Here is a 15,568-nt window from a genome sequence, read left to right as displayed (position 1 = left end):
TTTGATGAAGGCTTGTGCCCCCGGTAAGCTGATTCTCAGTGGAGAACATTCAGCCGTATATGGGGCACCGGCTATCGCCCTCGCGGTGAATCGTTATATCCGCTGTCACAGCACCTTTACCTCAACTAACGACTTAACACTCCATCTACCCGAAGCCGGTTGGCAGGCGCAGATGAGCTGGTCTGAGTTACGTTTTTTAAATGATAATCTAAACCAGCGTTTCGCTCAGTTTGAACAGGGCGAGTTAGGCGCAGGTAATATCCTTGAAGCACCACAGCAACTGGCCTTATATGCCCTGTGTCAGTGCTTACCTGATAACGACCCCGATACCGGTTTAACCCTCGAAATTCGTTCTGAACTACCTTTAGGCTCGGGCATGGGGTCCTCAGCGGCATTGAGTGCGGCGGTCACCTGTTTGGCACAAGAACTGTTTTCTACTTCCCTTGATACTGCCGCACTGTTTCAGCGAGTTCGTTATTGTGAGCGCCTGTGTCATGGACGCGGTGGTTTGATTGATGCGGCCACCGTCAGCTATGGTGGGATGGTCAAGGTTGCTGAGGGCGCAGTGACACAGTTACCGGTGCAGTTAGCTAGCGGTTGGTATTATATTCATACCGGCGTGCCGGCGGTGGGCACCGGTGAGTGTGTTGATTATGTGCGCGGGCGATTTGCTGATGCACCTATTTGGCAGCGCTTTGCCACACTCACTGAGCAGCTTCGCGAGGCTATAGTCGCAGGCGATGATCCTCGTCCCTTGATTCAACAAAACCATCGGTTGCTGTGCCAGATTGGAGTGGTGCCGGCACCAGTACAGCACTTTATTAGCCATCTGGAACGTTTAGGTGGTGCGGCGAAAGTGAGCGGGGCAGGGGCGGTGGCCGGTGATTTCGGCGGCGCTTTGATTGCTTATTTACCGGGTATCGATGTGGACGCCGCCTGTCAGTCAGCAGGGTTTCGTTATATGGCGATTGAAGAAGATAGAGAGGGAGCCCGACTTGAAAATTAAGGTGACAGCCCCCGGCAGCCTGATGTTGATGGGTGAGCATGCGGTATTGTTTGGCCATCGAGCATTGGCCTGTGCGGTCGATAAACGGATAAGTGTTACGCTAACGACGCGAACCGATCGCTTGGTGAATATTGATTCGGCATTGGCGCAATACCGTGGCAGCCTCGACGCTTTAACTGCAGAGCCCGCATTAAGCTTTGTTTTGACCGCTATCGAACGTCAGTTACCACGGTTAACTCAGGGGTTTGACCTGCGGATTCGTTCTGAGTTTTCCCATACCGTTGGTTTAGGTTCGTCTGCGGCAGTGACGGCGGCGGCGGTGGCTGCATTGCAGGCGTTGATCAGCGGAGCAGATCGCGATTATGATCCTCAAAGCTTGTTTGAGGAAGCTTTGGCGGTGGTGCATCAGGTACAGGATGGTCGTGGTTCGGGCACCGATTTAGTGGCGGCGGTATATGGCGGCGTGGTGGGATACACCGTGGCACGAGCCGGCGCTGTACCACAGGTACATCGCTTGCAGGGCATTCCGGCGATCAGCTTGTTCTATGTGGGCTATAAAATGAAAACTCCGGATGTCCTCAAACGGGTAGAAGGCTTTGCCGCGCAATCGCCAGAACTGTATGCCAGTTTGTACCAGTTAATGGGCCAGACCACCGAGCAGGCTGAGCAGGCGGTGGATAGCGCTGATTGGCCGCAACTCGGTCGGCTGATGAATATTTATCAGGGGCTGATGGATGCCTTGGGTGTAAATGATGCCTATTTGGCCGAGATTATCTATTCGCTGCGCAGCTCTCCCGATGTGCTAGGAGCTAAAATTTCCGGCTCTGGGTTGGGGGATTGTGTCTTGGCGTTGGGGCATCCGGCGCAGCTGCCGCTCTCTTATAAGCGCTCGTATGAAGGGGCGGATGAACAGTATTATGAACAGATACCAGTGGCCGTGTCGGCGAAGGGGGTAACCGTTGAGTATGTCTGAGCCGATAACAAAACAAAGTGTCATTGCGAACTATCTGCCCACCGTGGTGGCTCCGGTCGCTGACCATATCGATGCCGTTTTTGCGCCGAGCAATATTGCCCTGTGTAAATATTGGGGCAAGCGTGATGTCGAGCTGAATCTGCCGATTAACAGTAGTCTGTCGATCTCATTGGCACATTTAGGCAGTAATACCGCTATCTCGGTTAGCGATGAAGATCAGGTTTGGCTCAATGGTCAACGAGTGGCTGCGGATGATAAGTTTGCCCGTAAGGTAATCGCCTTTATCGAGCTGTTTCGAGGCCCTAATGGCTTACCGGTTAAGGTCGATACGCAAAATAATATTCCCACTGCCGCCGGATTGGCGTCTTCTGCATCCGGCTTTGCGGCCTTGATGCTGGCGATTGATGGTTTTTATGGGTTGCAGCTCGAACCGGCATTATTGTCGGCCTTTGCTCGTATGGGCAGTGGTAGCGCGAGTCGTTCGCTCTATCAGGGTTTCGTTGAGTGGCAGATGGGGGTTCAAGAAGATGGTATGGACAGTATTGCCTTGCCATTAGCTAACCGTTGGGATAGTTTGCGAATCGGTTTGGTGAAGGTCAATATTGCGGAGAAAGCCGTGGATTCTCGCTCGGGAATGAACCGCACCGTAGCCACCGCGCACCTGTATCAAAGCTGGCCATTGCAGGCGGCTGCTGACCTTGAGCGTTTGCATCAGGCGATTGCTGATAACAACTTTACCCTGTTAGGTGAAACCGCCGAACAGAACGCCCTGTCTATGCATGCCACAATGATTGCAGCTTGGCCGCCGTTATTGTATTGGCAGCCGGACTCTGTCGCGGCGATGCAAACTATCTGGCAGGCCCGAGCTGCAGGGGTTGAGGTTTATTTCACCATGGATGCGGGGCCAAATATTAAACTGTTGTTTACGGCGGATAGTGAAGCGGCGGTAAAACAGTATTTTCCCGACCTGGATGTCATCGCTCCCTTTGGCTGATTCCCGCCATACTCACCCATCGGTGATCCCGTCAACTGAAGGCAGCGGCTTTCTGCTGACGCGACAGCAGTTTGACCGCGCCGATGGTATCTGTTTTCAATTTTGGCTGAAAGCCGCTGGCGGCGCTTTTCCGGTGACGGTAACGGCGCAAGAGGCGGTGTTTTTTGTGCTGGAAGAGGATATCCCTCGGATAGAATCCCTGCTGGCAACGCCGCTAAAGACATCATCGGCAAGCCTCGCGGGTTGGCGCTTGCAGTCACTGCCGCTGAAGGATCTCCAACAACGTCCCGTCTATGGTCTGTACAGCCAATCATTAGCTACGTATCGCCAGCTTATCGACCTGCTGCAAACCTACGCGATTCCGATGATTGAAGAGGATATTCGTCCGGTGGATCGGTTTTTGATGGAGCGATTTATTCAGGACAGCGCTCGGGTGCGTTTCAGTGAGCATTCGGCACAGTTACAGCCGACAACCTGTGAGCCTCAGTTAACCATGTTGTCGGTGGACATTGAGACCACGATGCGGGCGGATCGCATCTTTTCGATTGGCCTGTACAGCGCCCAGATGGCTAAAGTGCTGATTGTCGGTGATGGACCGAATGAACCTTGGCTAGAGTATGTAAACGATGAGCGGGCACTGTTGCAGGCGTTCGTACGTGAAGTCGAATGTTGTGATCCGGATATTTTTATTGGCTGGAATGTGGTCGGTTTTGATTTTCGGGTACTGCAAGAGCGTGCTCGCCGCCTGCAGGTGCCACTCAATTTAGGCCGTGATAGCAGCCGGATACAGGTGATTCAATCGGCTAACGGTAAATGGTTTTGCCGTATGGCGGGCCGGGTAGTGTTGGACGGTATCGATACCCTTAAAGGAGCCACTTATCAGTTTGAAAGCTTCTCGCTGGAATATGTCTCTAATCAGATGCTCGACCGGGGCAAGCTGTTAGGACAGCAGATGGATGAAGGCATGAACCGTGGTGAGGAGATTCAGCAGGTTTATCGTGAAGACCCTCGCAAGCTGGCGGAATATAACCTCGAAGACTGTAAGCTGGTGTGGGATATCTTCGAACATGCACAGCTACTGCATTATTTAGTTGAACGGAGTCGTTTGACGGGTTTGCCGTTGGATAAGGTCGGAGGCTCGGCCGCTTCGTTTGATAACCAATATCTGCCGCGGTTGCACCGTCAGGGGTATGTTGCTCCGGTGTATGCCTCCGGTGAGTCACAGATGGGTGCGCCAGGTGGCTATGTGATGGAGTCCCGCCCTGGGCTATATCATCAGGTGCTGGTGCTCGATTTTAAAAGTCTATATCCCAGTATTATCCGTACCTTTATGGTCGACCCTTATGCGCTAGCGGAAGGCACCGGCAGTGAATGTCCTGAGGATGATCTAGTGCCGGGCTTTAACCATGCTATTTTCACCCGCCAAGGCGCTATTCTACCGGATATTATCGAGCGACTGTGGCAAGCAAGGGACAGCGCTAAAGCGGAGCAGAATGCACCGTTATCCCAAGCCATTAAAATTATTATGAATAGTTTTTATGGTGTGCTGGGCTCGGATGTGTGTCGCTTTTTCGATCAGCGCTTGGCGGGTTCAATTACCTTGCGGGGACACGAAATTCTTACCCGTACCAAAGCAAAGATTGAAGCAGAGTTTGGCTATCAGGTGATCTATGGGGATACCGATTCGGTGTTTGTTTGGCTCGGCGACGAGTTCCCCCAAGCGGATGCGCCAGCAGAGGGGCGCAAGTTAGAGCAGTTTCTTAATCAATGGTGGCAGGAAGAGATACAACAGCGTTTCGGTTTGCCTTGTCACCTCGAACTGGAATATGAAACTCACTACCGCCGTTTTTTGATGCCGACTATGCGTCACTCAGAAAAAGGTACTAAAAAACGTTACGCGGGTATTCGTCATTTTGCCGATGGGCATGAAGAGCTGATATTCAAAGGGCTGGAATCGGTACGTTCCGATTGGACACCACTGGCTCGTCGGGTGCAGCGGGAACTCTATCGGTTGGTTTTCAGTGATGCGTCCTACGTGGATTATCTAAAACAGATCGTGGCGCAGATGAAGGCCGGGCAGTTAGATGCTGAACTGGTCTATCGGAAACGCTTACGTCGACCGTTAGATGAATACAGTAAAAACCGCCCACCCCATGTGCAGGCGGCGTTGAAAGCGCGACAGCAATTTGTTCGTGAGGGCAAAACCCGGACATTCTCTGCCGGGATGTTTATCGAATATTTAATAACCGTTAACGGTCCAGAACCGTTGCTGTTTGCCCGCTCCCCAATTGACTATCAGCACTATCTTGACCGGCAGCTAGCACCGGTGGCCGATAGTATTTTGATGTTCTTAGATGATAGCTTCGAAGCACTCCACGCTCCGCAGATCGATCTGTTTTAATCGAGGCATAGTTAAAGCATTAGGTTTTAGCGATAGCCGGCTTGCTTTAACAGCACCACCGCTTGCTCCCTAAACTGACCGCTGGCGGCGACATTGTGTTGGTCTTCAATAAATTGTCCCCGTCGTCCGATCTGTCGGGCAGGATAGACCTTCTTGTTAACCGGGTATTCGAGGCTCAGTTTTGCATACTGTGCTTGGGTCTCTTTTAGTGTTAGCCACTCCAATAGGTCTGTGGCACCGGCTTTATTCGGAGCATGGGCCGTAACCGCCGCTCCGGTGATATCAACATGTACCCCACTGCTGTCCTGATCGGCCCAGAAGAGTTTCAATGGGGTGTCGGGGTGGTCATGTTTATAACGGGCAAAGTAATAACTGTTGACGATGCTGACCTCACAGAGGTTTTGTTCCAGCGCTGGGAACATTTGCGCATCCTCGGCGAATGGACGAACCGCTAGATTATTAACCCAGCCTTGCAGGGTTGCGAGGGTTTTCTGTTCGCCATCGCGATTGATCATCATGGCGACCAACGCTTGAGTGTAAGGTTGTTGTGAGGTACGCAGGCAGAGGCTGCCATCCCATTTAGGGTCGGCGAGATCAGTGAAACCTTTGAGTTCGCTTTTATCCAGCGTGGTGCTGTTATATATCAGTGTCTGAGTGCGTTTTGAAAAACCGAACCAGTAATTGTCCGGGGCACGAAGATGCTCGGGCACATTGTTGGTTAAGGTGGATGAATCGACGGCAGCAGTGAGTCCTTTTTGTGTTGCCAACCACAAGGAGGCAGCTCCGGTGGTTAATAATAGATCGGCTTTACTCTGCTCGCCTTCCGCTTCTAAGCGGGCGATTAGCGCGCTGGCAGGTTCCACTAGGTAGCCCACTGGAGTGCCGGTTTCGGCGGAATAACGATCAAGTAGCGGAGTGAGATAACTGGCATTTTTAGTCGAATACACCAGTAATTCTGGCGCGGCCTGCAATGGTCCACACAGGCTGGTCGCCAATAATAGGGTTAAGGTACGCGATAAATATTTCATAATATGTCTTACCTATAAACGAAGAAGATTAAGAAGGCGTGGCCCACTGGCGTATCAAATTGTGGTAGATGCCGCTTAGATTGACGACCTCAGGGTGCGCGGCGCCCAGTTCAGTAGTGAGTTTTTGCACTGAATTATCCAGCTCAAACAGCATCTCTCGCTGCTGGATATCTTTGACCATGCTTTGTATCCAGAAAAAAGATGCCACCCGGGCGCCGCGTGTCACTGGTGAGACCGAGTGCAGGCTGGTGGAGGGATAGAGCACCATATCACCGGCGGCTAACTTGACGGTTTGAGTGCCATATTGGGTTTCGATACTGAGTTCGCCACCATCATATTCATCGGGATCGGCGAGAAATAGCGTGGCCGAGAGATCTGTTCTGAGGGTCAGGTTTGTACCGGGTATTTGCATCAGTGCGCCGTCAACATGTGCGCCATAGGTTTCGCGTTCACTGTAACGGTTAAACTTAGGCGGGTAGATGCGATCCGGCAGGGCCGCGGAAATAAAGGCCGGATGACGGGACAGGCTTCTGAGAATATGGTTACCGAGGCTGATCGCTGGTTCTTGGGTGTCATCCAGTTGCTGATTGCGTTTTACATGGCGGGCAATCGAACCTGCAGTGTTCAGACCATCTTGCCAAGGGGCATTGTCTAGGTGCTGGCGAAACTGTTGGACTTCATCGCGGGTTAATATTTTTTCAAGCGTAATGAGCATATTAATGTCCTGATAACGTAGTCTGCAGTTGTGTTGCTCTGATTGCCGCGAGTGATGCGCAGCCGGTCATGGCCATACAGAGTTCCAGTTCTTCACGTAGCAGTTTGATCATATGGGCAACGCCTAATGCACCGGCGACGCTGAGGCTATACATTTGTAGCCGCCCGATCAGTACTGCGTCGGCACCGAGAGCGATCGCTTTGAAGATATCGCTACCCGAGCGGATGCCGCTGTCGAAGAGTAGCGGGAAGCCATCACCAACAGCGCATCGAATGGCAGCTAAGACGGATAGACTGGCGGGAGCGCCATCGAGAGTGCGTCCGCCATGATTGGACACAATAATACCTGCGGCGCCAAGGGCTTTTAGTTGTAGAGCATCGTCGGGATGCATAACGCCCTTAATGATTACGGGGACTGGGCTGGCTTTGATCAATTCTGCGAGATGCTGTAGCGCGGGTGCCTGTTGCCGGTAACGGGCAAAGATAGGGCTATCACCGGGGCGCTGTTGCAGTGGCTCGTCTGGGCGTTGATGGGCAAGGTTCGCTGCTGAGATGTTGCCAGGCAGTTTAAAACCAGCGCGAATTGCGCGGATACTGGGGGCTTGAATGGCGGCATCGAGGGTGACCACAATGGCTTCATAGCCAGCGGCGAGGGCGCGGTTAATCAGGGCGTGAGTATCCTCTGGGCGAGATTGAAAGTAGAGTTGAAACCAGCGGGGTGGTTTAGCGCGGGCCACAATTTGCTCGAGTGTTACAGACGCTAGGGTACTGGTGATCATACAGCTGTCAGTCGCCTCTGCGGCAGAGGCGGTTTCCCGTTCGCCCTGAGGATGCACCAGTGATTGGTAAGCAACCGGAGCTAGAAACACCGGGTGCTTGAAATGTTGGCCAAACAGTTGCGCCTCAGTGTTGGCGTTAGTTAAATCGGCGAGTAGCCTTGGGACTATGGCCCAGTCTTGAAAGGCCGTTTGGTTATTGCGTTGGGTTATATCATGACCACTGCCACCGGCAATATAAGCCAGAATATCGGCTGGAATAAAGGCTTGGGCCAGCTGTTCATAGTCGTAGGCGCAGGCAATATCGGCCGGAATATAATCCAAGGGAGGAAGAGGCTTTTTGATATCATTCATGGTGGGTTGATAGGTTTTTAAAGTAAGTCAGGGCAGCCGTGGCTGCCCTGTAACGGATGACCGTCGAGGCTACTTTAGAAACTGTACTCCATGGTCAGTTGAGCATTACGCTTGTCGCCGATGTAGACAAATGAGCCTGAGCGATAGGCGGCGAGGTAGTAATCTTTGTTGAACACATTACCGACATTAAGACGGAACTTCAGATCACGATTGGCTTGATAAGTCGCAAAGGCATCGAAGACGGTGTATTCAGGCACACCCAAGTCTTCATTGGCAGCAGTATCAGGCTGTCCGACATAGCGAGCGCTTTCATAGGTGGCGGTACCGCCGAAGGCGAAGGCAGACGTGGCTTGATATCGCAGTTGCAATGACGCCGATTTGTCGGCGAAGTTAGCCAAGGTTTTACCTTCGTTAGACGCTGTGATTGAATCCAATACCTCAGCATTCATGATGGCAAGACCTGCTTGCACACTTAAGCGGTCAGTTAAGTTACCCGCCAGCCCTAATTCAATACCTTCAACGCGGTTTTTACCGGTATTCAAGCTTCCTTCGGTGCTATACGAATCGCCGGTTGGTTGTTCCATCACATCATGTTTAGTGATGCGGAACACTGCCGCGGTTGCTAATAACTTGTCATCCTGCAGACGCCACTTGGTACCGAGTTCCCAGCTTTCTGTACGTTCTGGATCACCCAAACGCGGATCACTAGAATCGACACAGATACCGCCATAACCACAGCTAGTGCCAACATCAGACTCACCGCCGTTCAGGTTGGTCGCAGTGGAGAAGCTGGCGTAGATATTAGCGCGAGGGTTAATATCATAGCTGGCACCGACGTGACCATTCCAATAGCCGCCATCGTATTTGAACTCGTAAGGGACTCGGCCGTTACCATCGCCTGCATCAAAGTTAGCGATGTTGCTGTAGTCATAGTAATCATGACGAATACCACCGAACACGGTCCATTTATCGGTTAGGTCGACGGTGTCCATCAATGACAGGGAGATAGTTTCAACATTCCAATCGGAATCTTGATTACCCTTACTGATATCCCGTTGCATCAGATTATTAATGTCACCTACACTGCCACCGCTAGCATCAGTCAGGCAGTAGGCACCGCCGACACCGCCACGGCCACTGGTGGAACAGTTGGTCGCACCGGTTGAGCTAGTGTTATACACCCCGTTGAGAACACTTTGGTTACTGTATTCTGCACCGATGACCAATTCATGATCGAGGCCGCCGATCTCTTGAGTGGTGATCAGGTTTAATTGGTTAGCGAAGTATTCTACTTCTTGCCAACCTTGGTGATTGTTTAAGCTCACGGAGGAGTAACCGTTGGTGCCGTTGGTGGCATCGGCATCGGTTGGGTATGCGGTGGTGGCGCTGGCGCCGGTGGTTACATAACCGTTATCTGTGGTGCCATAACGGGTCAAGTTAACCAAGCGTGTTTTTGGATTGATCTCATAACCCATACGCACGGTAAAGGTGTCAACGGTTGATTCAAGAAAGTCTTCATCCTGTACATAGGATGGAACATCTTTGACAACCTTGCCGGTAGAACGGTCGATATAGGTGCCCAGATCCGGGCTATCGGTGCCTTCAAAGTGATAGTAATCGGCAGTTATTTCCAGCTTATCAGTTGCTTGATGAGACAGTGACAACGCTGCACCGATACGTTCACGGTCGGCAGGGTCGCGATCGGGCACATCTTCTTCTGCATGCAGGATATTAGCCCGGAAAGCCGTGTCGTAGTTGATCACTTGGTTGGTATCGAGGGTTACCCGGTGATAGTTATCGGTACCGATACCCGCAGAGACCTTGGTAAAATCGTACTCGGTGCTAGCGCGTTTAGTGGCGGAGTTCACGGCGCCACCGGTGGTGCCTCTGCCGGCAAAAGAGGAACTTGGACCTTTACTGATTTCGACCTGTTCAACGGCAAAGCTTTCCCGCACGGTCATGCCTGGGTCACGTAAACCATCGATGAAAATATCGCTGCGTGCTTCGTGCCCACGGATGATATAACGGTCACCAAAGGCGTTGCCGTTTTCGCCGGTGCCTAGGGTAATACCCGGTTGTCCATCAAGGATGTCACGTAGATCGCTGCGTCCAGAATCAGCGATTTCAGCGGCGGTCAGCACCGTAATTGTTTGTGGTGTCTCAGCTAGCGAACGGGTTCTACGTGGATCTGAGACTCGCTCTGCCAGATAAGGTGCGCCAGGAACTGCATAAGGGTTAGTATCGGGAGTGACGGATTCTTCAATCTTGAGTTTATCCAACGCAATACTGTTGTCATCTGCGGTTGCTACGTTTGCCATGAGGGCGCCCGAAATAGCCAGTGCCAGTGTACTCGGCGCAAAACCAGAGGTTCTATGCTTGCGTATCGACTGCGTGGGCGTGTTAACAATAGCGTCGTTCGCTATCGCCATGTTCTTCATAGTGACGTTGTTCATCTGTGTTCCTTAAAACAATTTGCGGGTTGGATTGAGTGAAAATTCCACAGGAAGCGTTAGCTCAAGATGACTGCTGGTTAGCTCATCAGGAATCGAAGCGAAGGGGCTTGCGCGAACAAGCATCTCAACGGCTTCCTGATCGAGACGCGGATCACCTGAACTGTTGATGACTTCGGACGATTCTACTTTTCCGTTCTTCCTGATAACGAATTTCACGACAACTACTCCGGTGACACCGTCTTTTCGGGCGCTGCGGGGGTAGCGTTTAAAACGTGCGATTCTGGCCATAACCCGGGCAAGATAACTCTGCCGGGCGGCAGGGTTGCCACCAGTTTCTACACGTTCACCCACACCTGTTGCTCTTGTCTGTGCGTGCGAGGGGACTGGTTTCTGTTCTGACTCAGGGGTTGTTTCAGAACGGGGCGCAGCCGTCTCAGGTTTCGTTTTTTGTTGTTTATCAGGCGTCGGCTCTGCTTTTGGCACAGGCTTCGGCTCGGTTGTGGGCTGCACTGGTTTTGGTTTCGGCAGCGGCACGGGTTGCACTTCGCTTTTTGGTTGTTGTTGCTCCTTTTCGGGTTGCTTTTCAGGTTGAGGCTCCGGTTCTGTTTCAGACTCGGGTTTAACCTCAGGTTCTGCTTGGGGTTCTTCTAGCGGTGTTTCTTCGCTATCTTTTTTCGGTTGATTCGGGGTTTCCATAAAGCTACCGGCTAAGCCAACACTGACTTGCAAACCATCTTGGCCTTCAGCGATTGCTCCTTCGGTATTAATCGGTTTCATCCAGATCATCAAGGCTGCTAGGTGTACGGTGATCGCGGCGACAATACTGAGGGTCACTTTTCGAGTGGTGATCATCAGCTCTGCTCCGTCGCGATTAACAGCGACTTAATGCCAAACTGTTGTACAACCTGAAGCACCGGGTCTAACGCGGATGATGGTAGATCTCGGTGAATATGGCAGATCACCACGGTCTCCGGTGTCAGCGTCAGGCTGCGCAGCGCGGCTTTTAGGTCTTGATGGCTAGGTTGGCCATTCAGAGTGAAGCTGCCAGAGGCCGAGATTTTGATCTCCAGTTCTGACATCTTTAGTTCACTCTCACTGTTTGATGCTGGAATCTTCAACTGTGCATCCTGGGCTTCAATATGCCCTGCTAGCATGAAAAAGATCAGTAGCAGGAAAACGATATTGATAGCAGGGATCATGCTGTTATCGAGATTATTCCGCTGTGATGAACGGTTGTGTATGGTAACAATCTTCATTGGCTTACCGACGGGCTTAGATCCAGCTGTAAAATTCCCATTGAACGAAGCATATCGATCAGGTGGATGGTGTCCTGTACTTTAACGCTCGATACCGCCGCCAGCGTCACAGACGCTTGGTTGTCGGCCATAGTGCGCAGTTGCTCGGTAAACGATGCAGCATCAATAGCGTAAACCGTCCCGTCTAGCTCGGCCTTTTGTTCGGGCAGTAGACGTAGGTTATGACTGCGGTTTTCGCTGCTTTGGGTACCGGGTGCCGATGCTTCAAGTTCTAACTGCCGGGTTTTGCTGAAGGTTGAGGACAGCATAAAAAATAGCAGTAGAATAAAGACCACATCGATCAGCGGTGTCAGGCTGATTGACTGTGATGTACGGGGAGTGACCTCAAGCAGCACGCTGATGCTCCTGCAACGATAATGGGGCCGCTTTAGCCTGATATAGCGGGCAAGTGAACACCTGGGTAACTGAGTCATTGATTAGCATGGCAACGCGTTCAACTTTGCGTTCTAAAATACTATGGGCTGTGGCGACAGGAATGGCGACGGCTAGACCGACGGCGGTCGTCAATAATGCCTGCCAGATACCGCCAGACAGCACGGAAGGGTTAACACTGTTACCGGCCGCTTCCATCTGTTGAAAAGCAACGATCATGCCCAGCACAGTACCCATTAAGCCGAGCAGCGGACTTAGACTGGCGATGACTTCCAACGGGCGAAGCAGGGCTCTAAGCTGGTTAACTAAGCGGTTTGCTTGTCGGGATAACTCTTCTTGCAGCAGTGCTTGATCTTGTTGCTCTGCGACACCTTGCATGGCATAACGAATAATATTGGCGACAGGGCGGGTGGGGTGCAGCGCTTTGACCGCACCAGCGGGGTCATGGCTACGCCATTTTTTCAGGCTTTCGGCAATGTCATGGGTGCTTTCCGGTTTGGTAACCGCAAACTGCCAGAGTTTGAGAAAAATAATACTGAGCGAGAACACGGATAGGGCGATTAAAATCCATACGACCGGACCGCCGATTTCGATCATATTGATAATCGGGTCAAAATTCTCACCGAGCAGGTCGTGGCCTATATTCTCGCCATTGATGCTCGTTGTTGCGTTTAGGTCGATACCGTTTTCAGCCCCTGAGACGCTGTTAAGCGGCAGGCTTAAGTCGTTATTTACATCGGCGATGAGACCCTCTTCTGAAGCTGTGGTTGGGCTAGGGACTGTCTCAGTCGAAGACGCTGGGAGAGAGTGACTGAGCGTAGTTGGCTCTATAGAACGGTTGTCAGAAGGTGTGCTCAAAACGGAACCTAAATATTAATGGTAGTGAGAATGATTCGCATTATAAGGTTGTGGGGTTTTGATTTTCAAGGTGTTTCTGTAAAAAAATTTGAATTTATTACAAAGCTTGCTGTCACGGTGGCGGCAATGTGTGGTTTAGATAACCGCTGCTATTGGTACAATTACAGTCGTTTTAAGGGTACTTTAGATGAGCTATGTAGCCCGTCATAATAGCGTTTCAGATGAATGGCTATGAGCGATTTAAAGATCTAATAAGCGCCGTATTACGCGGTACTTTTTCAATTAATTTTACGAGTAATAAGCTTTGCAAAAACCTTCGATAAATTCTCAGCAGGGCAGTGGGCAACCACAGATGCAACCGGTTTATTTACGAGTGAAGGATCAGCTTTGGCAATGGATCCTGCTTGAGCGGCTAGGCAGTCAAGCGCGTTTACCAGCCGAACGGGAGCTGGCGCAACGTTTTAGAACGACCCGGGTTACTCTGAGACAGTCGTTGGGTCAGTTGGAGGCCGAAGGTAAAATTTATCGTTCCAATCGGCGAGGTTGGTATGTTACGCCACAACGGCTCGACTATGATCCAGCCAAGGATGTTGGCTTTTATCAGATGGTCGCAGGACAGGGTTATACCCCAGCCACGGAAACGTTGAGTAAAACCATGCAGGAGGTGCCCGAATGGCTGGCTCAACGTGCAGGTTTAGCTATGCAAAGCGATATCTGTTATCTGCTGCGCCGCCGCTCTATCGATGGCCGTTCGGTGCTGCTGGAACACAACTATATTAACCCGCAATACTGTCCTGATTTACTCTTACAGGACACCGATCGATCGCTCTGGCAGCAACTAAGAGAACGCTACGACCTGCAACCCTCTAAGCGTCAAATTGAATTTTATCCACAGGCGCTAGACGGAATAGCTGCTGAGGCGTTGGGTGTCAATCCAGGCACCGCAGGGCTTTGTCTACAGCGCTTAACCTATGATCAGCAGGGTCGTTTTCTCGAGTTTGATCAGGAGTACTGGATTCATGATGCGCTCAAAGTGACGGTTAACGTCGCTTAGCGCATAACAGCTGCTAATACCTCAAACATTTTGTATTGATACGTCACTAAAAATTCATAGTAAAAATCTGGTCTATACCAGATAATGCTTCTATCGTTTTTTAAGTGGTAGACATCAGATGGCTGAGCTAGCAATACCCCCTTTTCTACTGACCCCAGGGCCAATCACGACCAGTATGACCGTCAAGCAGGCGATGCTGTGTGATTGGGGCTCTTGGGACAGTGATTTTCGCGCGATGACCCGTTCATTATGTGAACAATTGGTCGCCTGTATTAGTGATACGGGGGAGTTTGTCTGTGTCCCCTTGCAAGGCAGTGGCACTTTTGCGGTTGAAGCTACGCTAGCAACGTTAATACCACAGCAGGGTAAAGCATTAGTGCTGATCAACGGCGCTTATGGTCGGCGAATGACGCAGATACTGGATTATTTAGGCCGTGCTTATGTTGTGCTCGATAAAGGGGATTACGCACCGCCGCGGGCAGACGAAGTTTCGGCCATATTGCAGCAGGATAGCGGTATTAGTCATGTATTGATGGTGCACTGCGAAACCAGTTCTGGGATTTTAAATCCAGTGGCTGAGATTGCGGCTATCGTCGAGCAACATGATCGACGTTTGATTATCGATTCGATGAGCGCTTTTGGTGCTATCGATATTCACGCTACAGACTTACGCTTTGATGCGCTTATCTCTTCTGCTAATAAATGTTTTGAAGGAGTGCCAGGATTTAGTTTTGCTCTGCTTCGGCGCACGGCACTAGAAGCATCAGCGGGCAATGCGCACTCTCTGAGTTTAGATCTCTTGGATCAATGGCGTTATATGAACGCCACAGAGCAGTGGCGTTTTACTCCACCTACCCATGTGGTGGCCGCATTTATACAGGCTCTACGTGAACATGCAGCCGAGGGCGGTGTCGCAGGGCGTTTTACCCGCTATCGCCGTAATCAACAACGGCTGGTGGAAGGGATGAGGCAACTTGGCTTTACAACATTGCTAAGCGATGAATGGCAGTCGCCGATCATCGTGACCTTTTTATCACCTACCGATCATTACTTTAGTTTTCAAGGTTTTTACGATCGCCTTAAAGCCCGCAATTATATTATTTATCCGGGCAAACTGACGGTCGTGGAGAGTTTTCGGCTGGGCTGTATTGGGCAGTTGTATGACGCTGAAATTGACGGCCTTTTAGAGGCGGTTAGAGACGTGATGGATGAATTAAAAAGTGTGCAAGTGCAACCTTAGTAATAACCTAACAAGTAGCCGGTTAACGG

General features: G+C 51.2%; 14 protein-coding genes. 6 read left to right on the top strand and 8 right to left on the bottom strand.

All coding sequences use genetic code 11. From position 1 onward, the window contains the following. Window positions 1-4 precede the first annotated feature (4 nt). From ACN0T0_RS07180 to ACN0T0_RS07165, 4 genes are read left to right on the top strand one after another with little or no spacing between them, the layout of a single operon-like run. Window positions 5-1,006 carry a mevalonate kinase gene (locus tag ACN0T0_RS07180; RefSeq protein WP_417224598.1) on the top strand — a complete coding sequence of 334 codons (1,002 nt, stop codon included), beginning with the start codon at window positions 5-7 and terminating at the stop codon, window positions 1,004-1,006. Next, on the top strand, window positions 996-1,979 hold the full coding sequence (locus ACN0T0_RS07175) for a mevalonate kinase (RefSeq protein ID WP_417224596.1): 984 nt from the start codon (window positions 996-998) through the stop codon (window positions 1,977-1,979). Before ACN0T0_RS07180 ends, ACN0T0_RS07175 begins: the two co-directional genes overlap by 11 nt. After that, the gene (gene mvaD, locus ACN0T0_RS07170) at window positions 1,972-2,973 is read left to right on the top strand and encodes a diphosphomevalonate decarboxylase (protein ID WP_417224594.1); all 1,002 of its coding nucleotides are present in this window, start codon (window positions 1,972-1,974) and stop codon (window positions 2,971-2,973) included. Before ACN0T0_RS07175 ends, mvaD begins: the two co-directional genes overlap by 8 nt. Further along, entirely contained in the window at window positions 2,966-5,374 is a 2,409-nt protein-coding gene (locus ACN0T0_RS07165; RefSeq protein ID WP_417224592.1) for a DNA polymerase II, read from the top strand. Before mvaD ends, ACN0T0_RS07165 begins: the two co-directional genes overlap by 8 nt. Window positions 5,375-5,400: 26 nt before the next feature. On the opposite strand, the gene ACN0T0_RS07160 is transcribed toward ACN0T0_RS07165, so the two are convergent. From ACN0T0_RS07160 to ACN0T0_RS07125, 8 genes are all read right to left on the bottom strand, one after another. Further along, window positions 5,401-6,402, bottom strand: a complete 1,002-nt coding sequence (locus tag ACN0T0_RS07160) for an extracellular solute-binding protein (protein WP_417224591.1) — start codon at window positions 6,400-6,402, stop codon at window positions 5,401-5,403. A gap of 28 nt (window positions 6,403-6,430) precedes the next feature. Beyond that, complete coding sequence (locus tag ACN0T0_RS07155) at window positions 6,431-7,117, bottom strand: Fe2+-dependent dioxygenase (RefSeq protein WP_417224589.1); 687 nt, start codon at window positions 7,115-7,117, stop codon at window positions 6,431-6,433. Window position 7,118: 1 nt separating this feature from the next. After that, complete coding sequence (locus ACN0T0_RS07150) at window positions 7,119-8,246, bottom strand: alpha-hydroxy acid oxidase (protein WP_417224587.1); 1,128 nt, start codon at window positions 8,244-8,246, stop codon at window positions 7,119-7,121. Window positions 8,247-8,320: 74 nt separating this feature from the next. Next, window positions 8,321-10,699 carry a TonB-dependent receptor gene (locus ACN0T0_RS07145; RefSeq protein WP_417224585.1) on the bottom strand — a complete coding sequence of 793 codons (2,379 nt, stop codon included), beginning with the start codon at window positions 10,697-10,699 and terminating at the stop codon, window positions 8,321-8,323. Window positions 10,700-10,708: 9 nt separating this feature from the next. Continuing rightward, window positions 10,709-11,551, bottom strand: a complete 843-nt coding sequence (locus tag ACN0T0_RS07140) for a TonB family protein (RefSeq protein ID WP_417224583.1) — start codon at window positions 11,549-11,551, stop codon at window positions 10,709-10,711. Next, entirely contained in the window at window positions 11,551-11,955 is a 405-nt protein-coding gene (locus ACN0T0_RS07135) for an ExbD/TolR family protein (RefSeq protein WP_417224581.1), read from the bottom strand. Before ACN0T0_RS07135 ends, ACN0T0_RS07140 begins: the two co-directional genes overlap by 1 nt. Then, window positions 11,952-12,350 carry an ExbD/TolR family protein gene (locus tag ACN0T0_RS07130; protein WP_417224580.1) on the bottom strand — a complete coding sequence of 133 codons (399 nt, stop codon included), beginning with the start codon at window positions 12,348-12,350 and terminating at the stop codon, window positions 11,952-11,954. Before ACN0T0_RS07130 ends, ACN0T0_RS07135 begins: the two co-directional genes overlap by 4 nt. Continuing rightward, the gene (locus tag ACN0T0_RS07125; RefSeq protein ID WP_417224578.1) at window positions 12,340-13,245 is read right to left on the bottom strand and encodes a MotA/TolQ/ExbB proton channel family protein; all 906 of its coding nucleotides are present in this window, start codon (window positions 13,243-13,245) and stop codon (window positions 12,340-12,342) included. The genes ACN0T0_RS07130 and ACN0T0_RS07125 overlap by 11 nt, the downstream gene beginning before the upstream one ends. 352 nt (window positions 13,246-13,597) lie before the next feature. Here ACN0T0_RS07125 and ACN0T0_RS07120 point away from each other — a divergent pair, with 352 nt between their 5' ends. Together ACN0T0_RS07120 and ACN0T0_RS07115 are read left to right on the top strand one after the other, a co-directional pair. Then, window positions 13,598-14,299, top strand: a complete 702-nt coding sequence (locus ACN0T0_RS07120; protein ID WP_417224576.1) for a UTRA domain-containing protein — start codon at window positions 13,598-13,600, stop codon at window positions 14,297-14,299. A gap of 118 nt (window positions 14,300-14,417) precedes the next feature. Further along, window positions 14,418-15,539: a 2-aminoethylphosphonate--pyruvate transaminase gene (locus tag ACN0T0_RS07115; protein ID WP_417224574.1), complete on the top strand. Its 1,122-nt coding sequence runs from the start codon at window positions 14,418-14,420 to the stop codon at window positions 15,537-15,539. Window positions 15,540-15,568: the final 29 nt, after the last annotated feature.

The organism is Amphritea sp., assembly GCF_048266285.1.
Lineage (GTDB): Bacteria > Pseudomonadota > Gammaproteobacteria > Pseudomonadales > Balneatricaceae > Amphritea.
Note: the sequence above shows the minus strand (reverse complement) of the source record. Positions and strands in the feature narration are given on the sequence as shown.